This is a genomic window from Streptococcus oralis, from assembly GCF_003942875.1.
GTDB lineage: Bacteria > Bacillota > Bacilli > Lactobacillales > Streptococcaceae > Streptococcus > Streptococcus oralis_BX.
The window spans coordinates 168,216-189,836 of record NZ_RMVK01000004.1 but is presented as its reverse complement, the minus strand read 5'-3'; the positions used below and the strand labels follow the sequence as shown (position 1 = coordinate 189,836).

Below are 21,621 nucleotides of genomic sequence, written 5' to 3'. Positions count from 1 at the left end.
AAGGATTTTGTGATTATCAATTTGATTAAAGTTCGATATCACCGAACAAGTCAGCCATTGAGAATCCTGTTTGTGTTTCTGGAAGTTCGAAATCACGTTTTTCTTGACGTTTTGGACGACGTGGACGAGCAGCACGTTTTTCTTCTTTTTGTCCTTCTTCTTGAGCTGGACGTTCTTCAAGAGCTTTGATAGAAAGAGATACACGTTCTGCGTCAGCGTTAACATCAAGGACTTTAACAGTAACTTCTTGACCAACAGTAAGAGCTTCTTTTGGATTTTCGATACGTTTGTGTGAAATTTGTGATACGTGAACAAGTCCATCGATACCTGGCAATACTTCAACAAATGCACCAAAGTCAGTCAAACGTTTAACTGTTCCTTCTACTACATCACCTTTAGCCAATTTTTGCTCAACACCATCCCATGGTCCAGGTGTTGTTGCTTTAAGTGAAAGTGATACGCGTCCTTCTTCTTCGTTAAGATCAAGGATCTTCACTTCGATTTCTTCACCAACAGTTACAACTGATTTAGGTGATACGTTACGTTCGTGTGACAATTCAGTCAAGTGAACCAATCCGTCAACACCACCAAGGTCGATGAAAGCACCGAAACTTGTGATACGAGCAACTTTACCAGTTACGACATCACCAACAGCCAATTTACCGAATACTTCAGCACGAGCTGCTGCAGTAGCTGCTTCAACAACTTCACGACGTGAAAGGATGAAGCGGTTTTCTTTAGGATCAACTTCTTTGATTTTAGCATCAAATTCTTGACCTACGAAACGCTCAGTGTTACGTACGAAACGAGTATCCAACATTGAAGCTGGGATAAATCCACGAACACCTTCAAATTCTACTGAAAGTCCACCTTTAACGGCACGAGTTCCTTTAACAGTAACAACTTCTTCTTCGCGTCCTACAAGTTTGTCCCATGCTTTGCGAGCTTCAAGGCGTTTTTTAGATACAAGGTATGTAACTGTATCAGTATCTTTACCAACTACTTGACGAAGTACAAGAACATCCAATACTTCTCCTACTTTCACAAAGTCATTGATATCTGCATCGCGATCGTTTGTCAATTCGCGAAGAGTCAAGACACCTTCAACACCAGTCCCAGAGATTGCAACGTTAGCTTGAGTCGCATCAACTGTCAATACTTCAGCACTAACAACATCACCAGGCTCAACTTGGCTAACGCTATTTAGCAAATCTTCAAATTCGTTCATCTAAAAAATCCTCCAACAATCAAGTTTTTTCTAAACTTGACATACTTATAATTTTTTTCCTAAGCACCCGCAAGGACATGTTCATATCGTTCACGTCTTTCAATTATAAAAATAAAATACCCTAAGATATTTTCTTTTTATCTTGAATTTATTACCTAAGAACTGGGGTAGCTGGATTCGAACCAACGCATGAGGGAGTCAAAGTCCCTTGCCTTACCGCTTGGCTATACCCCATTGATGAATGGAGAGAGAGGGATTCGAACCCCCGAACCCGAAGGAGCGGATTTACAGTCCGCCGCGTTTAGCCTCTTCGCTATCTCTCCAATGTTTAACGAGAACTATTATATCATGAAATTTTCAATAAAACAAGTATTATTTTGTTAAATTATAGTTTTCAATCAAAATTTCCACAGCTTTTTCAAGTTTTTTATAAAAACTATCGACATTTCCATTCTTTATGATGGCAAATTGGCTATCTAATTCGGCAATTTGCCCAATGACCTTTTTCCCGATCGTCAAAACGTATCCTTCATAGCTGTCTTTTCCAACAGTCACTTTTGCATCGGTTAATTGGATTTCAATTTTCTTATCTTTTTTACTCATACTGTACCTCTTTTCACTTTTTCTATTGTACAAGAAAATGCTCAAACTAGCAAGAAAAAACTCCATTTCAGCCATTACAACTGCTACGGAGTTCTTCTTTACTTCATGTCTTTTAGTCCACTTTGACAATCCATCCTTCAGGCGCTTCTACATCACCAAATTGGATACCGGTCAATTCATCGTAGAGTTTACGTGTAACAGGACCTACTTCTGTTTCACTATAGAAAACATGGAAATCATCGCCATGTTGGATACCTCCAATTGGCGAAATAACCGCTGCTGTTCCACAAGCACCTGCCTCTACAAAACGATCCAAATTATCAATTGGAACATCACCTTCAATCGGAGTCAAGCCCAAGCGGTGTTCTGCCAAGTAAAGCAAAGAGTACTTGGTAATGGATGGCAAGATGGATGGACTCAATGGCGTAACAAATTCATTGTCTGCCGTGATTCCAAAGAAGTTGGCTGATCCGACTTCTTCAATTTTTGTATGTGTAGATGGGTCTAGGTAGATAACATCTGAAAATTGACGTGACTTGGCCATTTTACCTGGGAGGAGACTAGCAGCATAGTTTCCACCTACCTTGGCCGCACCTGTACCATTCGGAGCTGCACGGTCGTATTCATCCTGAATCAAGAAGTTAGTTGGGACTAAACCACCTTTAAAATAGTTACCAACCGGCATAGCAAAGATGGTGAAAATATACTCTTCTGCTGGTTTTACCCCGATAATATCTCCAACACCAATCAAAAGTGGACGGAGATAAAGGGTTCCACCTGTTCCATATGGTGGGACGTATTCTTCATTTGCACGCACAACTGCTTTACAAGCTTCTACAAACATTTCTGTCGGAACTTGTGGCATCAAAAGACGGTCACAAGTACGTTGCAAACGCTTGGCATTTTCGTCAGGACGGAACAGTTGAACACTGCCGTCCTTGGTACGATAGGCTTTCAATCCCTCAAATGCTTGCTGTCCATAGTGGAGACTTGGAGAAGATTCTGAAATATGCAAGGTTGCATCCTCTGTCAATTCTCCTTGATCCCATTGACCATTTTTGTAGTGAGCGATATAACGGTAAGGTAATTTCATATAAGCAAATCCAAGGTTTTCCCAATCAATTGCAACTGTCATGTGTTTCTCCTTTATACTATTCAAACTATGTGTTCTATTCTACACTTTTCTAGTAAAATTTCAAGTATTATTTGTAATTTTCTGAAAATTTTTCAATACAAAAAATCAGCCCTCTGGACTGATTTTTTTATGAATTCGCTTTATCCTCTTTAAAGACTTCTTTGAGGTAAGCATCGAAAACTTCTTCATCTGAAATGGTGTCTGAAATAAAGCTTCCATTGCTAGTACGTTCTGACAAGTTGAGGTCTTGCAATCGACTCTCATAGATTGTTCCCTTGTTCGATTGGACAAGGAGCGTTTGATCGTTTTCTTCCATTTCTGTACTAAAAAGATCACCAACGAAACCTTGCTCTGCAACTGCTCCAGCCAAGAAGACTCGGTGCGGTTTGTTTTTCAACTCACGCAAGACTTGTAGGCCTCGTTTGGCACGTCCGGTCGCTGGAATTTCCTCAATGGAAACACGTTTCAAGCTACCACGTTGGGTCAAGAGGTAGAAGGATGAAGTGTTACATATAAAGGCGGATTGGAGGACATCATCTTCTTTCAGGTTCATAGCCTTGACACCTGCAGCCTTGGCACCAACAACTGGGACCTCTTCGATATTGAAACGAAGGGCGTAACCGTTTTGGCTAATCAAGAGTACATCATCAAGTCTAATCGGAGCCACTGCTACAATTTGGTCTGTCTCGTCTTTGAGTTTAGCGTACTTAACAGACTTCGACTTGTAGGTCCGCCATGGAGAGAATTCTTTGCGTTCTACGCGTTTGATTTGACCAAGACGAGTTGCAGCAAAGTAGGTTGTCGCATCATCAAACTGATCCACTACTTCTGCATAGAGAATTTCTTCGTTAGTTTCAAAGTTTGTAATGGTCTGGCTCAGATGCTCTCCGATGTCCTTCCAGCGAATATCTGCCAATTCATGAATTGGACGATAGATGACATTTCCAAGAGTCGTAAACATCAAGAGATGCTGGGTTGTCTTGGCAGATTGAACAAAGATCAAACGATCATCATCACGCTTGCCAATTTCTTCCAAAGTGGATGCCGCAAAGGAACGTGGACTGGTACGCTTGATATAACCTGCCTTAGTCACGCTGACATAGGTATCTTCCTCGGCAATCAAACTAGCTGTATCAATCTCGATTGCTTTCGCAGTATCTTCCAAAGTACTCAAACGTGGAGTCGCAAATTTCTTCTTGACCTCACGAAGTTCTTTCTTCATGAGATTATACATAGTCCGTTCATCACCGATGATAGCAGCAAGCATAGCAATCTTTTCACGAAGTTCTGCTTCTTCTTCCTGCAAGACAACCACGTCTGTATTGGTCAAACGGTAAAGTTGCAAGGTAACGATGGCCTCAGCCTGCTCTTCTGTAAAATCATAGCTGACCTTGAGGTTTTCCTTGGCGTCAGCCTTGTTCTCAGAGGCACGGATAAGGGCAATGACTTCATCCAAAATCGAAATCACGCGAATCAAACCTTCAACGATATGGAGACGTTTCTCAGCCTTTTCCTTATCAAAACGGGAACGTGCCAAAATCACTTCACGACGGTGGGCGATGTAGCTAGACAAGATTGGAACAATCCCGACCTGACGAGGTGTGAAATTGTCAATCGCCACCATGTTAAAGTTGTAGTTGATTTGCAAGTCAGTATATTTGAAGAGATAGTTGAGTACAAGCTCGGTATTCGCGTCTTTTTTAAGTTCAATAGCGATACGAAGACCGTCACGGTCAGACTCATCACGAACCTCAGCAATACCAGCCACCTTGTTATTGACACGAACATCATCGATTTTCTTGACGAGATTAGCCTTATTGATTTCATAAGGAATCTCAGTGATAACGATTTGTTCCTTACCACCTTTTAGCTTTTCAACCTCCGTCTTAGATCGAACGACCACGCGCCCTTTCCCAGTTTCATAGGCTTTCTTGATTTCATCACGCCCTTGAATGATAGCCCCTGTAGGGAAGTCTGGCCCAGGCAAGAATTCCATGAGTTTGTCCACCTTGGCTGTTGGGTGGTCAATCATGTAAACCGTCGCATCAATAACCTCAGCTAAATTATGGGGAGGAATGTCTGTAGCATAACCAGCTGAAATTCCAGTCGAACCATTGACTAAGAGGTTTGGAAATGCTGCTGGCAAAACCGTCGGCTCTTTCTCGGTATCGTCAAAGTTCCAAGCAAAAGGAACTGTCTTTTTCTCGATATCTTGAAGAAGATAACCAGCAATTTCAGACAAACGTGCCTCGGTATAACGCATAGCCGCAGGCGGATCGCCGTCCATAGAACCGTTATTACCGTGCATTTCAACTAGAATCTCACGGTTCTTCCAGTCCTGTGACATACGAACCATGGCATCATAGATAGAAGAATCCCCGTGTGGGTGAAAATTCCCCATGATGTTACCGACAGACTTAGCAGACTTGCGGTAGCTCTTGTCAAAAGTATTGCCATCCTTATTCATAGAATAAAGAATACGACGCTGAACCGGCTTCAATCCATCCCGAATGTCTGGCAAAGCTCGGTCTTGAATAATGTACTTGGAGTAGCGACCAAAGCGCTCTCCCATGATGTCCTCAAGGGACATGTTTTGAATGTTACTCATATAGGATACAAAGCCCGTAAAATGCAAAGTGAAAATAGGAAACTATTGCAGTGAGCGATGCTCACAAGAGAATTTATCTTTTTCACACAGCATTTAGGGCGTGTTCAACTCCTTTCAAAGAATGTAGAGTAGTTTTTATGCAGTAAAAGATATTTTACGGGAATTAGTCCCATGTTCAGTTACTATATATAACTAAACTATCTTTTCTGTAGTTTAATCTTTTAAATTATATACTTTATTTAGTTAGTGATTTGAAAGTCTCTCCTCAGCATACTGAATCATCTTCTCAGCTACTTCTTTATCGTAGTTAAATCCCATTTTTTGAGCAAGGATTTGAGCTTCTCTGTGGAAAAGTTGCATCGTAGCAAACAATGACTGAGTAAGTTTCTCTACACTTGAAAAATCAAGTAGAGCTGAGAATTCCTTCTCTTTCTCTGTAGGTAAATACTGGAAAAGATACTTGTAGTTCTTGCCGATATCGACCTCTCCCCTATCACTTGCGACCTGCCAAGCAAAGACTTTTAACAACTCTTGCTGACAAATCCCGTAGAGATGGTCAGTTGCATAGAAAAGTTGCTTGCGACAAATTCCCTTGACCACGTAGGCTGACACCCACCAAAATTCATTGCAGGCTTTTTCAAAATCAATCGGGCTAGCTGGATTCGTCCAGTAACGTTGAGGACTTGTAGTATAGAACTCAAACAAGCCTTTCTCATCTTTCAATACTGTATAATCAGCTTCACTATCCACCCACTCTTGGATGTGACTTTTGGGGCAGAGGGTCAAATCAATCCGATTTCCATCTTCAAATAGCATCAGATAAAGTCGACGGTTGCCTAGGACATTATGTTGCTCAATGATACGTGTGCCAAACTGGTCCAACCAAGCAAGGTCACTCGTCAGATTATCTAAGTCGTCCACGACATAGACCACGTCGTAATCCTGAAACTCATCTTTTGGAGATTTTGGATTTGTCCGTGAACCAGACATAGCGACAGCCTCGACTTTTAGAGTTTTTGCGGTTTGTAAAATTAATCTCAGCATTTGCGCTTCACTTCTATGTTGTCTGCATATATCTTTTATAGAGTCATTTTTCATAGCCGTCTTGCTCCTCTTGTTTTTGGATGCCTCGTATTCTTTTCTTCTCAAGTTCTCCTACGATCAATTGGATAGTTGAACAAATCCCCAAAACGATTAAAATATAACAAATAGATATTATGTTGCTTCTTTGGTAATTTTTTATGATTTCCCATACAACAAATATATTTACCAATGAAAGGAGAAAAATGAAGGTGGCATTGAATCGAAGTACTATAGCTAATTTGCTCGTAAAATGCCTACAATGGATTACGCTCTTATATAGAGTATAAAATGAGTAAACAAACATCAAGGGGGCGAAATATTCTATATAAAACAAAATAAATCTTGCCCCATAGTACGAGTTACCTTTCACTGGTATATCCGATAGACAGACACCAATTGTGAAAATGGACAGTAAAAACAGGGATATTGAACGAGCATACTCTTTTCTCCCCAAGTTGGAGATTAAATCACTTATAATTCCAAAGATTACTATGACAATAACGAAAATAGAAAACATAAATTCCCTAATCATTACTGAACCTCCATCAATTCTACATATTATTTACACAACAAATGTGACAATTATTTTTACTTGAACGATGCAACTTTACTGTATGGTAAAGGTTATACCCTTCGTAATAATATGAAGCATCCACACCCTTAAAGAAACGGGTCTGAGTAAGGTCATCCGTCAGATTATTGAGGAGGAGATACTTGAGTTCTTACCAGCGTCAACTTTTAAAGTTTCAGCTGTTTTTAAAATCAGTCCAAGCATTTCCTGGTTAGTTCTCATCTATGTCACCCTCATCTGGAACATGGTTAGTAAAAGGAGCATCTTCTTTCTTTTGTTGTTGTAGTTTTCGAACTCTTGTTCTTTCAAGCATCCAAAGTAGGAATTGAATTCCTGAAAAAAGGCCTTGCAAGAAAATAAATATATAGATTTCTTTAATCCCTCTATATAATACTAAAACATTTACAATTGAGAGTAGAAATATAAGTGCAACGTTACATATTAGGATCCGTGCAAACTTACTAGGGAAATACTTGACGTGCTTGATACTCTTATAAAGACTAGTAATCGCATACGTTAAGCACAGAGGCGCATGAGCGTAGATGGAAAACACCCGTACAAATGCTCCTAAGTATGGTTCGTCTAAAGACGGATTGAACACTACAAACATTCCTATATTACAAGCCATAAATACTAGGGAACTTAAGGAGCTTGAATATTCTATTTTCTCTTTATTGGAGATTGCATCAAGAATTATCCCAGCAATAACAATGATTTCGAGAAAGAAAAATATCATTATTAAATAACTGTTCACTATTCACTCCCCCTTTGCTTACTGATTTCGTTTAGTGTAATGGAGATAGAGAGGAGGAAGATAGGAAACTAGAATCATCAAAATCATTACCAAGAATGTCAACAGATGTATCTGAACTAAATTTACCACATACGATCCCAGAACACCTACAGATAGGGGACCTAAAATATAGGATAGGAAAATCAAAAAAGCCTTCCACCGTTTCTCCGGATAGACGTAACACAATCGAATAAGTGTGTAGACTAAAGCTCCTGCTATCAAAGGAAAACCAAATAAAATCATGACAAAGGATGCCACTAAAGAACCGGATTCTGAGGAATCCATATTGAATAAAAGCATCAAGATCATAAACAAGGTAAATACAATCGGTGCATATAAACCTTGGAAACTTTTTTTTCGACTATTGATGTAGAATGCAAGAATAGCTGAGGGTAAAGAAACTAAGAAAATCAAACCCAAGTAACTTCCAAAAATCGAATGTCCTGAACTATCCATTATTCACACTCCTTAAAACACTGTCGCTTCCTCCAGCGTAAACTTGACATTGTCTTCAATCCACTTGCGGCGTGGTTCGACCTTATCTCCCATGAGGACATTAACGCGACGTTCTGCGCGTGCTAGGTCTTCAATCGTGACACGGATGAGGGTACGGGTTTCTGGATTCATGGTTGTTTCCCAGAGTTGGTCCGCGTTCATCTCACCAAGACCTTTATATCGTTGGAGTGTTGCGCCTTTACCAAACTGCTTGCGGAGTTCTTCTAGCTCTCCGTCCGTCCAAGCATAGGCCACTTCTTCTTTCTTGCCTTTGCCTTTGGACATCTTGTAAAGAGGCGGAAGGGCGATATAGACATGTCCTGCCTCAACTAGCGGACGCATGTAACGGTAGAAAAACGTTAAGAGCAAGGTCTGGATATGGGCACCATCGGTATCCGCATCGGTCATGATAATGATCTTGTCATAGTTAGCATCTTCGATAGAAAAGTCTGCTCCCACACCCGCACCAATGGTATAAATCATGGTATTGATTTCTTCATTTTTGAGGATATCCGCCATCTTGGCCTTGGCTGTATTAATAACCTTACCTCGAAGGGGCAAGATAGCCTGGAACTTACGGTCACGACCTTGTTTGGCAGAACCACCGGCAGAGTCCCCCTCAACCAGGTAGAGTTCATTCTTGGCAGGATTCTTAGACTGGGCTGGAGTCAATTTACCAGACAACAAGCCCTTGTCTTTCTTGTTTTTCTTACCATTTCGGCTCTCATCACGCGCTTTGCGGGCTGCCTCGCGCGCATCACGAGCCTTAATAGCCTTGCGGATGAGGTTCGATGCCAATTCACCATTTTCCATAAGGAAGAAGGTCAACTTATCAGCCACAATCCCATCCACAACTGGACGAGCTAGTGGACTGCCTAGTTTGTCCTTGGTCTGACCTTCAAACTGCAAATGTTCTTCAGGAACAAGGATAGAAAGAACGGCCGCTAGTCCCTCACGATAGTCTGAACCTTCAAGATTTTTATCTTTTTCCTTGAGAAGACCTGTCTTACGCGCATAGTCATTCATAACCTTAGTAATGGCAGACTTGAGTCCTGTCTCATGCGTCCCACCGTCTTTGGTGCGAACGTTATTGACAAAGGATAGAATGTTGTCTGAAAATCCATCATTATACTGGAGGGCTACTTCCACTTGGAAACCATTGTCTTCCCCTTCGAAGTAAAGAACAGGCGTCAAGGTTTCCTTGTCTTCATTGAGGTAAGAAACAAAGTCCTGCACCCCATTTTCATAGTGAAACTCGATTGCTTCATCTGTTCGTTTGTCTGTCAGAGACAAGGTGACATTTTTTAAGAGAAAGGCTGACTCATTGAGTCGTTCTGAAATGGTATTGTACTTGAAGTCAGTCGTAGAAAAAATCGTCGCGTCAGGCATGAAGGTGACCTTGGTACCTGTCTTAGACTTGGGTGCTGTCCCAACCTTTTGAAGAGTTGTTACTGGCTTACCACCATTTTCAAAACGTTGCTTGTAGATTGCACCGTCACGGGTGATTTCAACTTCCAACCAGCTTGATAGGGCATTAACGACTGAAGATCCCACCCCGTGGAGACCACCAGATGTCTTATAGCCACCTTGACCGAATTTTCCTCCAGCGTGGAGAATTGTAAAGATAACCTCAACAGTTGGAATTCCCATAGCATGCATCCCAGTCGGCATCCCTCGACCATGGTCTTGAACCGTTAGACTGCCGTCTTTATTGATGGTCACATCAATGCGGTCACCAAATCCAGACAAGGCCTCATCGACTGCATTGTCCACAATTTCCCAGACTAGGTGATGGAGACCAGCACCGTCAGTCGATCCAATATACATCCCCGGACGTTTACGGACCGCATCCAACCCTTCTAGCACCTGAATGGCGTCATCATTGTAGTTATTAATATTGATTTCCTTTTTTGACACAAGGAACCTCCTATTTGTTCATCTTTTCTATTTTACAGGTTTTCTAGCGATTTTGCAAAGCTTTTCCCTTTCAGCTGTCACAATTTCACAGGATATTCTCTGACTTTCGATACCATTTCATGGTATAATAGGTCTATGATGACATTTGTATTATTAATTTTAGCTTATCTGCTAGGTTCGATTCCGTCTGGTCTCTGGATTGGACAAATCTTCTTTCAAACAAATCTGCGTGAACATGGTTCTGGAAACACCGGAACAACCAATACTTTCCGTATTTTAGGTAAGAAAGCGGGTATGGCAACTTTTGTGATTGACTTCTTTAAAGGGACCTTGGCCACTCTCCTTCCTATTCTTTTCCACCTTCAAGGTGTATCACCTCTTGTATTTGGACTTTTGGCTGTGATTGGACATACTTTCCCTATCTTTGCAGGATTTAAGGGTGGCAAGGCTGTCGCAACCAGTGCTGGAGTGATTTTCGGATTTGCGCCTGTTTTCTGTCTCTATCTAGCAATCGTATTCTTTGGAAGCCTCTATCTAGGCAGTATGATTTCACTGTCTAGCGTTACCGCTTCTATCGCAGCCGTTATCGGAGTTCTCCTATTTCCACTATTTGGTTTTATCCTAAACAGCTATGACCCTCTCTTCATTTTGATTATCCTAGCACTTGCTAGCTTGATTATCATTCGTCACAAGGATAATATCACACGTATCAAAAATAAAACTGAAAATCTTGTCCCTTGGGGATTGAACCTAACCCATCAAAATCCTAACAAATAAAACGCCAGTTTGAAACTGACGTTTTTTTATATGCTTATTTTGACTTGATGTAGTTGATACCGTCTGCCTTAGGTGCAACTGCTTTTCCAAAGAAGGCTGCTAAGACAAGAATGGTCAAGACATAAGGGGCGATTTGAAGGTAAACCGCTGGCACTCCTTGTAGGAAAGGTAATTGAGAACCGATAACTGCCAAACTTTGTGAAAGTCCAAAGAAGAGACTAGAAAGCATAGCACCGATTGGATTCCATTTACCAAAGATCATTGCCGCAAGGGCGATAAATCCAGGACCTACAATAGTTGTCACTGAGAAGTTAACTGAAATGGATTGGGCATAAATCGCTCCCCCAATTCCACCAAGGAAACCTGAAATAACAACCCCAAGATATCGCATCTTGTAGACATTGATCCCCAAGGTATCTGCTGCCTGAGGGTGTTCACCAACAGAGCGAAGGCGAAGACCAAAGCGGGTCTTAAAGAGAATAAACCAAGCAAGGAAAGAGAAGGCAATCGCGATATAACCTAGCAAACTTGTTGACTTGAAGAAGATATCTCCAATCACAGGGATATCAGCCAAAACTGGGAAATCAAAACGTCCAAAAGTCTGGCTTAAGTTATCCGTTTGTCCTTTGTTATAAAGAACCTTAACCAAGAAAACTGCTAGGGCAGGAGCCATCAAGTTCAATACTGTACCACTGACAACATGGTCTGCACGGAAATGAACTGTAGCGACGGCATGGATGAGGGAGAAAATAGCTCCCACGATACCAGCAACTAACAAGGAAATCCAAGGAGTAGCTGCTCCAAGTTGTTCTGCAAACTCAAGGTTAAAGACAACCCCAGAAAAGGCCCCCATAACCATAATTCCTTCAAGACCGACGTTAACGACACCACCACGTTCAGAGAAAACTCCCCCGATACTCGTAAAAATAAGTGGTGCTGAGTAAATCAGCATAGAAGAGACCAAGAGGGTGAGTAATGTTGTAATAGACATCCTTACTTACCTCCTTTAACTTGTTTTTTAGGTTTGACAAAGCGTTCGATAATGTAGTGAACGCTGACAAAGAAGATAATAGACGCTGTTACAATGCTGACAAGCTCAGACGGAACTTGCGCAGCGTTCATACCCGGTGCTCCTACTTGCAAAACTCCAAATAAGAAGGCCGCAAAGAGAATTCCAATTGGTGAATTTCCAGCAAGCAAACTAACTGCCATCCCGTTAAATCCGATAGCCAATGATGATCCCTGAACGTAAACGTTTTGGAAGGTTCCAAGACCTTCGACAGCTCCACCAAGACCAGCCAGAGCACCAGAGATAATCATTGATAGAATGATTGTACGTTTTGCTGAAATACCAGCGTACTCTGAGGCATGGGGGTTAAGACCAACTGCACGAATTTCAAAACCGAGAGTCGTTTTCTTGAGCAAGAACCAAATCACGCCAACAGCAATGATTGCAAAGAAGATTCCGATATTCATACGGGAATTTCCAGTCAACTCTGATAACCATGGTGTCTGGTATGTAGCGTTGGCACTAACACGAATCGTTGAATCTGTACTTTGCATAATATCTTTAGGAAAGGCATGAATAAAGGCATTTCCCACATACAATACAATGTAGTTCATCATGATGGTCACGATAACCTCTGATGTACCGAGATAGGCTCTGAGGATACCTGGAATCGCACCAACAATTCCACCTGCGATCAAAGCAATAATCACTGTTAATGGAATCAACACGAGACGAGGCATATCTGGATTTGACAAGGCAAACCAACCACTGAGAATCCAGCCTGCAAGTGCTTGACCAGGAAGTCCAACGTTAAAGAAACCTGCTCGACTGGCAACTGCGAAACCAAGACCTATCAAGACAAGAGGACCCATGGCACGGAAAATTTCTCCAATCCCACGGAGGCTACCGAAAGCTGTATAGAATAACTCCTCATAACCCCAGATAGCATCATAGCCGAAGATCCACATGACAATGGCTCCGAGCAAGATTCCTAAGAATACGGAAATCAAGGGAACCGAAATTTGTTGTAATTTTTTAGACATCACTCTTCTCCTTTCCCAAGTTTCCACCTGCCATCAAGACACCAAGTTCTTGTTTGTTAGTTGTTTCTGGCGATACAATACCTTGAATCTTACCATCGTGAATAACAGCAATTCGGTCTGAGACATTTAAAATCTCATCCAATTCAAAGCTGACAACAAGGACAGCCTTCCCGTTATCACGTTCTTCAATCAAACGTTTGTGGATATATTCAATGGCACCGACATCCAAACCACGAGTTGGCTGGCTGACGATAAGGAGATCAGGATCACGATCAATCTCACGAGCGATAATCGCTTTTTGTTGATTTCCTCCTGAAAGAGCTGCCGCTGGAACAAATTCGCTTGCCGCACGGACGTCAAATTCTTCCATCAATTTCTTGGCATGTGAAGTGATATTGGCATAGTTCAAGATACCATTCTTGCTGAGTGGTTCTTTGTAGTAGGTTTGAAGAACGATATTTTCTGAAATCATCATCTCCAAAATCAAGCCATCACGGTGACGATCCTCAGGAACGTGCCCCACGCTTAGTTCTGTAATTTGTCGAGGATGCATCCCCACGATTGATTTGCCTTTTAATTCAACGCTACCTGACTCAACCTTACGAAGGCCTGTAATGGCTTGAATGAGTTCAGATTGACCATTGCCATCAATCCCTGCAATACCGACAATCTCACCAGCACGAACATCCAAAGAAAGATTCTTCACAGCTGGTACACCGCGGTTTTCATTGACAACCAAGTCTTTGATAGACAAGACCACTTCTTTTGGTTTTGGTGCCTGTTTTTCCGTTTTAAAGGAGACAGAGCGTCCAACCATCATTTCTGCCAAGTCCGCATTTGTTGCTCCTGCGATTTCAACCGTCTGGATTGATTTCCCGCGACGGATAACCGTCACTCGATTCGATACCGCACGAATCTCATCTAACTTGTGGGTAATCAAAATAATGGACTTCCCTTCTTTGACAAGGTTTTTCATGATTGCCATCAACTCATCAATCTCTGAAGGAGTCAATACGGCTGTAGGTTCGTCAAAGATAAGGATATCAGCACCACGATAGAGTGTTTTCAAGATTTCTACACGTTGTTGGGCTCCAACGGAAATATCCGCCACCTTAGCAGCAGGATCCACTGCCAAACCATAACGTTCAGAAAGAGCCTTGATTTCTTTAGTAGCACCAGCTATATCTAGAACACCATTTTTAGTGATTTCACTCCCTAAAATGATATTCTCAGCTACTGTAAAAGCTTCAACCAACATAAAATGTTGGTGAACCATCCCAATTCCAAGACCAGCGGCTTTAGATGGTGAGTCTAGTTTTACAACCTGACCATTCACCACAATTTCACCACTTGTTGGTTCAAGAAGTCCTGCCAGCATATTCATCAGAGTGGATTTACCCGCTCCATTTTCTCCTAAAAGTGCATGAATTTCACCTTTTCGCAGTTGCAAGTTGATTTTGTCGTTTGCTACAAATTCACCAAACACCTTGGTAATATCCCGCATCTCAATGACATTTTCGTGTGCCATATGCTCTTCCTTTCAGAGGTTTATTTTATTTCAATAAAACCTGCTAATCACATTAACAAGCTCTATTGAGACAAAAATTGCCTCAATCCTTAAAGAAGCGACCAATGGCCGCTTCCTAAGAAATGACTTTTATCCATTATTTTTCAGGAACTTTTACGCTTCCGTCAAGGATTTTAGCTTTTGCATCTTCAACAGCTTTTTTACCTTCTTCTGAAAGGTTTGTTACTGCTAGCTCAACCCCTTTATCTTTCAATGAGTAAACAATCACTTGTCCACCAGGGAATTCACCTTTTTCTGTTTTGTTGGCAATATCTTTTACAGTTGTACCAACTTGTTTCAATGTAGATACAAGAACAAAGTTAGATTCTTTACCATCTTTAGAAGTGTATTTACCTTCTGCTGCTTGGTCACGGTCTACACCGATAACCCAAACTTTTTCGTCTTCATTTTTGTTTTCGTTCAATGATTTTGCTTCAGCAAAGACACCAGCACCTGTACCTCCAGCTGCTTGGTAGACAACGTCTGCACCGGCAGCGTATTGAGCTGCTGCGATTGTTTTACCTTTGGCAGCATCACCAAATGAACCAGCGTAGTCAACTTGGACTTTGATAGATGGGTCTACTGATTCAACACCAGCTTTGAATCCAGCTGCAAAACGTGAAATAACTTCAGATTCGATACCACCTACAAAACCAACTTGTTTTGTTTTAGTTGTTTTAGCTGCTGCAACACCAGCAAGGTAAGCTGCTTCGTTATCCGCAAATCTTACGCTCGCAACATTCTTTTGACCTTCAATCACATCATCAATCAAGACATAGTTTAGGTCAGAGTGGTCTTTCGCTGCTTCCTCAACTGCATTGTGAAGGGCAAAACCAACACCGAAGATCAGGTTGTAACTTCCAGCCGCTTGTTGCAAGTTGTTAGCATAGTCTGCTTCGCTTGTTGATTGGAAGTAAGTGTAACCTTTATCTTTAGAAAGATTGTGTTCTTTACCCCAGTCTTGCAAACCTTCCCAAGCTGATTGGTTAAATGATTTATCATCAACACCACCAGTATCTGTTACGATTGCTGCTTTGGTCTTCATTTCTGATGAAGATGAAGCTGCGTTACGAGAAGAGCGGTTACCACATGCAGCAAGTCCAACTGCTGCTACTGCAACTAGACCAAGGCCTAGCCATTGTTTCTTGTTCATTACTGAACCTCCTAAATAAGATGTGCAACGATGTTGCAAGTATGGATTGGTTGGCCACAAGGACCGCGTCACTCAGAGAGTGACTCAGACTAGTTTAAGTCTGTAAATGAGTATGGAAGTAACTCCCCGACCGTCATCTCGACCGTCGATTTATCTTTAGCGACTAAAGTCACTTTTAGATCTTGTTCAAAAAATTCAACCATGACCTGGCGACAAGCACCACATGGCGAGATGGGTTTTTCAGTTTGTCCGTAGACAATCAATTCTGAAAACTCCCGTTGCCCCTCCGAAACTGCTTTAAAAATAGCAGTACGTTCTCCACAATTAGTCAAGGGATAACTAGCATTCTCGATATTGACACCCGTATAAATGCTACCATCCTTGGCAACTAAAACAGCTCCGATAGGAAAGTGAGAATAAGGCACATAAGCTTTCTTGCTAGTTTCAATTGCTAGTTCAATCAACTCAGTAGTCGCCATCTGCCAATTCTCCTTTTAAGATTGTTACACCAGCAGATGTTCCGATACGGGTAGCGCCTGCTTCCACAAAAGCGACAGCATCTGCATATGAACGAGCTCCACCAGCTGCCTTAACTCCCATATCTGGCCCGACTGTTTCACGCATCAACTGAACATCCTCAATAGTGGCACCACCAGTTGAAAATCCAGTTGATGTTTTGACAAAGTCAGCGCCTGCTTTCTGGGATAATTGGCAGACCACAACCTTTTCATCGTCTGTTAACAAGCAAGCTTCAATAATGACCTTAACCAACTTGTCACCACTTGCTTCTACGACAGCACGGATGTCCGATTCAACCAAATCCAGATTGCCTGATTTGAGGGCACCGACATTGATAACCATATCAATCTCATCTGCACCATTTTGGACAGCTTCTTTTGTTTCAAAAGCTTTCACAGCTGAAGTTGTTGCTCCCAAAGGAAAACCTACTACTGTACAAACTTTTACATCTGAGCCTTCAAGCCCTGTTTTCGCATGTTTAACCCATGTGGGATTGACACAAACGCTGGCAAAGTCATACTCACGCGCTTCAGATAGCAAACGATCAATTTGTTCTTGACTTGCATCTTGCTTTAAAAGCGTATGATCAATATATTTATTTAACTTCATATTCGGATTCTCCCTGGTTTTATGAGATAATTTCTATAATTTCTCGTAAACTTTGCACTCCATCATTTATTTTAACATATTTTTGAAATTCTGTAACTAGTTCAGAAGAAATTTTTCCATTTGTATAAACTTTTGCAACAATTTCACCCTTTTGAACGGAGTCTCCAACTTTCTTTTCAAAAACAATCCCTGTTTCATAGTCCAAGTCATCAGTCTTGACTGCACGACCGGCTCCTAGTCTCATGGCATAGAGCCCAAATTCCATTGCAGGAAGAGCTGAAATAACACCCGTTTCTTGAGCAGGGATTTCCACCACATGGGCAACTTTGACGGGGCGATAGAGATCTTCTAAATCACCGCCTTGTGCTGCTACCATTTCTTCAAACTTAGCCAGTGCTTGGCCATTTTCCAGGTGTTGACGGATTTCCTTGATCGTTTTCTCAACATCAGCCAAGCCAAGCATAATCTGAGCTAGCTCGCAGATAAAGTGACTAATATCTTCTCGGCCTTTTCCTTGGAGAATCTCGATTGCCTCAAGGATTTCGAGACGATTGCCAATGGCTCTTCCCAAGGGTTGGCTCATATCGGTAATGACTGCTACCGTCTTTCGACCAACTGCCTTACCAAGATCCACCATGGTTTGAGCTAATTTGCGCGCCTCATCAACCGTCTTCATGAAGGCACCCTCACCGACCGTTACGTCTAGCAAAATGGCATCCGCTCCTGCAGCAATTTTTTTGCTCATAACAGAACTAGCAATCAAAGGAATCGTGTCGACAGTTGCTGTCACATCTCGGAGGGCATAGAGAAGTTTATCTGCTTTAACCAGCTGATCGGACTGCCCAATGACAGATACACCAATATCCTGTACCTGACGAATGAAATCCTCTTGACTTCGCTCGACTTGATAGCCCTTAATGGACTCCAATTTATCAATTGTCCCACCAGTATGGCCGAGACCTCGACCACTCATCTTAGCAACGGGCACGCCGAAACTCGCAACAAGTGGAGCCAAGATTAAGGTCACCTTATCACCTACACCACCAGTCGAATGTTTATCAACTTTAACCCCCTCAATAGCTGACAAATCAAACTCCTGACCTGTTTTAACCATATTCATCGTCAGATCAGAAATCTCACGTGTGGTCATTCCTTTAAAATAAACAGCCATAGCAAAAGCAGACATTTGATAGTCTGGAACAGTTCCTGCCACATAGCCTTCTACTAGCCACTTGATTTCAGCTGCAGTCAGTTCTTGACCATCTCGTTTCTTTTGAATTAAATCAACTGCTCTCATTCTTTCACACTTCTAAGGATATAATATCCCTTATCTTTCTTTACGATTTCACAATTTCCAAAAACGTCTTCCATCTTATTTCTAGCACTTGGAGCTCCTTGTTTTTTCTGAATGACAATGGTTAAATCACTTCCGTCTTTCAAGAAATCTCTGCTCTTTTCGATAATCTCATGAACAACTTGTTTGCCCGCTCGAATCGGCGGATTGGAAATAACATGGTCAAACTTCCCTTCAACTTGTTCATAGATATTGGATTGGAAAATCGTTGCTTCTACTTTATTACGTTCAGCATTTTGTCGCGCTAGGTCCAAGGCACGATTATTGATATCGACCATGGTCGCCTGAACTCCATAAACCTTGACCAATGACAAGCCCAATGGCCCATAACCACAACCCACATCAAGGACCGTCTCTCCTTCATTAACCTCTAGACACTTCAATAAGAGCTGACTCCCAAAGTCAACCATTTTCTTGCTAAAAACACCCGCATCCGTCAAAAAGGTCATGTTTTCTCCCAACAACTTCACTCTCAACTCATGAATGTCGTGAGCAGCATCAGGATTTTCTGCATAATACATTTTACTCATAAAACTATTTTACCATAATTTTGCTTGAATTGTAAATCGTTTACAAAGTGATGATCGAATGAAAAAGACTGAAGAATCCTAGTCAAAAAACCTTTTCTTCAATCTCTTTCAATTATTAGAAATACATTACAATCTATCGGGAACTACAAATTACCATATTCAGGAAAAAACAGATCGTCTGTAATCAGGTACATTTTTACTATTGCTTAACCTTAAAATACTTTATTATCAACAAGATTCCCAATATGATGTTTAGATAAAAACCCAACTGATAAGTTTGTGTCAAGATTTCCAAACTTGTCCAAAGTCGTATCAAATCTTCTAGTGACATACGGAATAGATATCCTTCTGTAGCAATCCACAAAATCAAAAATAGATAACTACCAGCAGCAAGCCATTTTGTCCACTGCTTTTTTACTAGCCAAGTAATCAAGAGTGAACAGATAAAGATAACTGTTACAAGGAGATGATCCATTAAGAAGGTAAAACCGTAATAGGTTTCTACAAAGCGTCTACCATTATCCGCATTCGCTCCCCTTATAAAAGGTAAGGCAAAACTTAAAATAAAACAGAGTTCCAATATATAACTTTTTAAGATTTTCATGACACACCTCCTAAAAGTTGTGAACCACAAAGCCCACTTTCAATAACTGATAAGTCTTCAGAAACAATTCCCTATCTCATCATTAAATTATTCAACCTCCATCTACCTCTATTATACGATATTGACTTACTACCATCAAGAAACCGCTTTATCTTTTTAACTTTTTATGGTATGATAAACAAAATATCTAGGGGAAAACAAATGACCAACGAATTTTTACATTTTGAAAAAATCAGTCGCCAGACTTGGCAATCATTGCATCGCAAAACAACCCCTCCCTTGACAGAGGAAGAGTTAGAATCCATCAAGAGTTTCAATGACCAGATTGGTCTACAGGACGTAACAGATGTCTATCTTCCCCTAGTTCATCTTATCCATATTTACAAGCGCACCAAGGATGATTTGGCATTTTCAAAAGGAATTTTTCTTCAACGCGAAAGCAAATCCCAACCTTTTATCATTGGGGTTTCTGGTAGTGTTGCTGTGGGCAAATCGACTACTAGTCGCTTACTTCAGATTCTTCTATCACGTACTCTACCGGATGCTACTGTAGAGCTAGTGACAACTGACGGTTTTCTCTATCCCAATCAAACCTTGATGGACCAAGATATCTTAAATCGCAAAGGTTTTCCTGAAAGTTATGATATGGAAGCCTTGCTGAATTTTCTTGACCGCCTAAAGAATGGGCAAGATGTCGATATTCCTGTCTATTCTCATGAAGTGTATGACATTGTTCCTGGGGAGAAGCAACGTGTCAAAGCTGCTGATTTTGTCATTGTCGAGGGGATTAATGTCTTTCAAAACCCTCAAAATGAGCGCCTTTACATCACTGATTTCTTTGATTTCTCCATCTATGTGGATGCTGCTGTCGAGGACATTGAAAGCTGGTATCTGGATCGTTTCTTAAAGCTGCTCAGCTTTGCCCAAAATGACCCCAACAGCTACTACCACCGCTTTACGCAAATGCCAATTGGAGAAGTTGAAGCCTTTGCACACCAGGTTTGGACCAGCATTAATCTCACAAATCTACAAAACTATATCGAACCGACAAGGAATCGCGCCGAGGTCATTCTCCACAAGACTAAAAACCATGAAATCGATGAAATTTACCTAAAAAAATAATTTCCCCTTGTCAAAACCTAAGTTTTCATATATAATGGTATAGTTAGTAAATATGGAGGTAAGAATATTGGCAAACATTAAATCAGCTATCAAACGCGCTGAATTGAACGTTAAACAAAACGAAAAAAACTCAGCTCAAAAATCAGCTATGCGTACTGCTATCAAAGCTTTCGAAGCAAACCCTTCTGAAGAACTTTTCCGTGCTGCTAGCTCAGCTATCGACAAAGCAGAAACTAAAGGTTTGATTCATAAAAACAAAGCAAGCCGCGATAAAGCTCGTCTTTCAGCTAAACTTGCTAAATAAGAAACAGTCCATAGAGGCTGTTTTTTTGTCCTCTAATCAGAAAAGGTAGAAAATGAAAATCGCAATCATAGGATATTCTGGAGCAGGCAAGTCAACTCTAGCTGAAAAGTTGTCAAACTACTACTCCATCCCCAAACTGCATATGGACACACTCCAATTTCAACCTGGTTGGCAAGACAGTGACCGCGAATGGATGTTGACCGAGATGAAAAACTTTCTCACAAAGCACGAAGCTTGGGTCATCGATGGCAACTACTCTTGGTGTTGCTATGAAGAAAGAATGCAAGAAGCCGACCAAATCATCTTTCTCAATTTTTCACCATGGACTTGTCTCTTTCGAGCCTTTAAACGGTATCTCACATACCGAGGCAAGGTCAGAGAAAGTATGGCTGCAGGTTGCCCTGAACGCTTTGACTGGGACTTTGTCAGATGGATTCTCTGGGATGGGCGGACAAAGAATGCTAAAGAACGCTATCAACGGGTTCAAGAAACCTACCCTGAGAAAGTAATTGTCCTCAAGTCGCAAAAGGAGATGGACCACTTCTTAGAAAATCTCGTAAATAACAAGAAAAACCAACGTGCCTAACGTTGGTTTTT

The 21,621-nt window shown here is 41.3% G+C and carries 20 protein-coding genes and 2 tRNA genes; 4 read left to right on the top strand and 18 right to left on the bottom strand.

The window, feature by feature from the left end; translation table 11 throughout:
- Positions 1-25: 25 nt before the first annotated feature.
- The 9 genes from rpsA to parE all read right to left on the bottom strand — a co-directional run bounded on the left by rpsA (position 26) and on the right by parE (position 10,433).
- A complete protein-coding gene (rpsA, locus tag D8844_RS05840; protein WP_001001617.1) occupies positions 26-1,228 on the bottom strand; it encodes a 30S ribosomal protein S1 in 1,203 nt (400 codons plus the stop codon).
- A 162-nt stretch (positions 1,229-1,390) separates the two neighbouring features.
- A tRNA-Gln gene (locus D8844_RS05835) sits at positions 1,391-1,462 on the bottom strand.
- A gap of 8 nt (positions 1,463-1,470) precedes the next feature.
- A tRNA-Tyr gene (locus D8844_RS05830) sits at positions 1,471-1,551 on the bottom strand.
- 49 nt (positions 1,552-1,600) lie between these two features.
- On the bottom strand, positions 1,601-1,831 hold the full coding sequence (locus tag D8844_RS05825) for a DUF2969 domain-containing protein (RefSeq protein ID WP_125422577.1): 231 nt from the start codon (positions 1,829-1,831) through the stop codon (positions 1,601-1,603).
- A 112-nt stretch (positions 1,832-1,943) separates the two neighbouring features.
- The gene (locus D8844_RS05820) at positions 1,944-2,981 is read right to left on the bottom strand and encodes a branched-chain amino acid aminotransferase (protein WP_284697408.1); all 1,038 of its coding nucleotides are present in this window, start codon (positions 2,979-2,981) and stop codon (positions 1,944-1,946) included.
- A 112-nt stretch (positions 2,982-3,093) separates the two neighbouring features.
- On the bottom strand, positions 3,094-5,574 hold the full coding sequence (parC, locus tag D8844_RS05815; protein WP_125422574.1) for a DNA topoisomerase IV subunit A: 2,481 nt from the start codon (positions 5,572-5,574) through the stop codon (positions 3,094-3,096).
- Positions 5,575-5,817: 243 nt separating this feature from the next.
- Positions 5,818-6,672 (bottom strand): aminoglycoside 6-adenylyltransferase, encoded by an 855-nt coding sequence (locus tag D8844_RS05810; RefSeq protein WP_125422571.1) that lies wholly within the window; start codon positions 6,670-6,672, stop codon positions 5,818-5,820.
- Between the two features lie 767 nt (positions 6,673-7,439).
- Positions 7,440-7,982: a hypothetical protein gene (locus D8844_RS05800; protein ID WP_260467546.1), complete on the bottom strand. Its 543-nt coding sequence runs from the start codon at positions 7,980-7,982 to the stop codon at positions 7,440-7,442.
- Between the two features lie 507 nt (positions 7,983-8,489).
- On the bottom strand, positions 8,490-10,433 hold the full coding sequence (parE, locus tag D8844_RS05790; RefSeq protein WP_084918250.1) for a DNA topoisomerase IV subunit B: 1,944 nt from the start codon (positions 10,431-10,433) through the stop codon (positions 8,490-8,492).
- 135 nt (positions 10,434-10,568) lie between these two features.
- Between parE and plsY the strand changes: the two genes are divergently transcribed.
- On the top strand, positions 10,569-11,210 hold the full coding sequence (plsY, locus tag D8844_RS05785) for a glycerol-3-phosphate 1-O-acyltransferase PlsY (protein ID WP_000988206.1): 642 nt from the start codon (positions 10,569-10,571) through the stop codon (positions 11,208-11,210).
- 34 nt (positions 11,211-11,244) lie between these two features.
- On the opposite strand, the gene D8844_RS05780 is transcribed toward plsY, so the two are convergent.
- The 9 genes from D8844_RS05780 to D8844_RS05740 all read right to left on the bottom strand — a co-directional run bounded on the left by D8844_RS05780 (position 11,245) and on the right by D8844_RS05740 (position 19,598).
- Positions 11,245-12,201, bottom strand: a complete 957-nt coding sequence (locus D8844_RS05780) for an ABC transporter permease (protein ID WP_000029132.1) — start codon at positions 12,199-12,201, stop codon at positions 11,245-11,247.
- 2 nt (positions 12,202-12,203) lie between these two features.
- Positions 12,204-13,262, bottom strand: coding sequence for an ABC transporter permease (locus D8844_RS05775; RefSeq protein WP_000038684.1), 1,059 nt, complete (start codon positions 13,260-13,262; stop codon positions 12,204-12,206).
- Positions 13,255-14,790: an ABC transporter ATP-binding protein gene (locus D8844_RS05770; protein WP_125422566.1), complete on the bottom strand. Its 1,536-nt coding sequence runs from the start codon at positions 14,788-14,790 to the stop codon at positions 13,255-13,257. Before D8844_RS05770 ends, D8844_RS05775 begins: the two co-directional genes overlap by 8 nt.
- 136 nt (positions 14,791-14,926) lie before the next feature.
- Entirely contained in the window at positions 14,927-15,982 is a 1,056-nt protein-coding gene (locus D8844_RS05765) for a BMP family lipoprotein (RefSeq protein ID WP_049477645.1), read from the bottom strand.
- A gap of 89 nt (positions 15,983-16,071) precedes the next feature.
- Positions 16,072-16,461 carry a cytidine deaminase gene (locus D8844_RS05760; protein WP_000246096.1) on the bottom strand — a complete coding sequence of 130 codons (390 nt, stop codon included), beginning with the start codon at positions 16,459-16,461 and terminating at the stop codon, positions 16,072-16,074.
- Positions 16,448-17,110: a deoxyribose-phosphate aldolase gene (gene deoC / locus D8844_RS05755; protein WP_125422564.1), complete on the bottom strand. Its 663-nt coding sequence runs from the start codon at positions 17,108-17,110 to the stop codon at positions 16,448-16,450. Before deoC ends, D8844_RS05760 begins: the two co-directional genes overlap by 14 nt.
- Before the next feature lie 19 nt (positions 17,111-17,129).
- On the bottom strand, positions 17,130-18,407 hold the full coding sequence (locus tag D8844_RS05750; RefSeq protein WP_125422560.1) for a pyrimidine-nucleoside phosphorylase: 1,278 nt from the start codon (positions 18,405-18,407) through the stop codon (positions 17,130-17,132).
- A complete protein-coding gene (locus D8844_RS05745; RefSeq protein WP_125422557.1) occupies positions 18,404-18,994 on the bottom strand; it encodes a class I SAM-dependent methyltransferase in 591 nt (196 codons plus the stop codon). The genes D8844_RS05750 and D8844_RS05745 overlap by 4 nt, the downstream gene beginning before the upstream one ends.
- Positions 18,995-19,193: 199 nt before the next feature.
- Positions 19,194-19,598: a hypothetical protein gene (locus D8844_RS05740; protein WP_049519633.1), complete on the bottom strand. Its 405-nt coding sequence runs from the start codon at positions 19,596-19,598 to the stop codon at positions 19,194-19,196.
- Positions 19,599-19,799: 201 nt separating this feature from the next.
- Here D8844_RS05740 and coaA point away from each other — a divergent pair, with 201 nt between their 5' ends.
- The 3 genes from coaA to D8844_RS05725 all read left to right on the top strand — a co-directional run bounded on the left by coaA (position 19,800) and on the right by D8844_RS05725 (position 21,610).
- Positions 19,800-20,720, top strand: a complete 921-nt coding sequence (gene coaA / locus D8844_RS05735) for a type I pantothenate kinase (RefSeq protein WP_125422554.1) — start codon at positions 19,800-19,802, stop codon at positions 20,718-20,720.
- A 67-nt stretch (positions 20,721-20,787) separates the two neighbouring features.
- Positions 20,788-21,024 carry a 30S ribosomal protein S20 gene (gene rpsT / locus D8844_RS05730; RefSeq protein ID WP_001274000.1) on the top strand — a complete coding sequence of 79 codons (237 nt, stop codon included), beginning with the start codon at positions 20,788-20,790 and terminating at the stop codon, positions 21,022-21,024.
- A 52-nt stretch (positions 21,025-21,076) separates the two neighbouring features.
- A complete protein-coding gene (locus D8844_RS05725) occupies positions 21,077-21,610 on the top strand; it encodes a DNA topology modulation protein (protein ID WP_125422551.1) in 534 nt (177 codons plus the stop codon).
- The last annotated feature ends 11 nt before the right edge of the window (positions 21,611-21,621 follow it).

What these genes read in the sequence shown, in the direction of transcription:
- rpsA (WP_001001617.1), bottom strand. Translation starts at nt 1,228, where the DNA reads ATGAACGAATTTGAAGATTTGCTAAATAGCGTTAGCCAAGTTGAGCCT.
- D8844_RS05825 (WP_125422577.1), bottom strand. Translation starts at nt 1,831, where the DNA reads ATGAGTAAAAAAGATAAGAAAATTGAAATCCAATTAACCGATGCAAAA.
- parC (WP_125422574.1), bottom strand. Translation starts at nt 5,574, where the DNA reads ATGAGTAACATTCAAAACATGTCCCTTGAGGACATCATGGGAGAGCGC.
- D8844_RS05810 (WP_125422571.1), bottom strand. Translation starts at nt 6,672, where the DNA reads ATGAAAAATGACTCTATAAAAGATATATGCAGACAACATAGAAGTGAA.
- plsY (WP_000988206.1), top strand. Translation starts at nt 10,569, where the DNA reads ATGATGACATTTGTATTATTAATTTTAGCTTATCTGCTAGGTTCGATT.
- D8844_RS05780 (WP_000029132.1), bottom strand. Translation starts at nt 12,201, where the DNA reads ATGTCTATTACAACATTACTCACCCTCTTGGTCTCTTCTATGCTGATT.
- D8844_RS05775 (WP_000038684.1), bottom strand. Translation starts at nt 13,262, where the DNA reads ATGTCTAAAAAATTACAACAAATTTCGGTTCCCTTGATTTCCGTATTC.
- D8844_RS05770 (WP_125422566.1), bottom strand. Translation starts at nt 14,790, where the DNA reads ATGGCACACGAAAATGTCATTGAGATGCGGGATATTACCAAGGTGTTT.
- D8844_RS05765 (WP_049477645.1), bottom strand. Translation starts at nt 15,982, where the DNA reads ATGAACAAGAAACAATGGCTAGGCCTTGGTCTAGTTGCAGTAGCAGCA.
- D8844_RS05760 (WP_000246096.1), bottom strand. Translation starts at nt 16,461, where the DNA reads ATGGCGACTACTGAGTTGATTGAACTAGCAATTGAAACTAGCAAGAAA.
- deoC (WP_125422564.1), bottom strand. Translation starts at nt 17,110, where the DNA reads ATGAAGTTAAATAAATATATTGATCATACGCTTTTAAAGCAAGATGCA.
- D8844_RS05750 (WP_125422560.1), bottom strand. Translation starts at nt 18,407, where the DNA reads ATGAGAGCAGTTGATTTAATTCAAAAGAAACGAGATGGTCAAGAACTG.
- D8844_RS05745 (WP_125422557.1), bottom strand. Translation starts at nt 18,994, where the DNA reads ATGAGTAAAATGTATTATGCAGAAAATCCTGATGCTGCTCACGACATT.
- D8844_RS05740 (WP_049519633.1), bottom strand. Translation starts at nt 19,598, where the DNA reads ATGAAAATCTTAAAAAGTTATATATTGGAACTCTGTTTTATTTTAAGT.
- coaA (WP_125422554.1), top strand. Translation starts at nt 19,800, where the DNA reads ATGACCAACGAATTTTTACATTTTGAAAAAATCAGTCGCCAGACTTGG.
- D8844_RS05725 (WP_125422551.1), top strand. Translation starts at nt 21,077, where the DNA reads ATGAAAATCGCAATCATAGGATATTCTGGAGCAGGCAAGTCAACTCTA.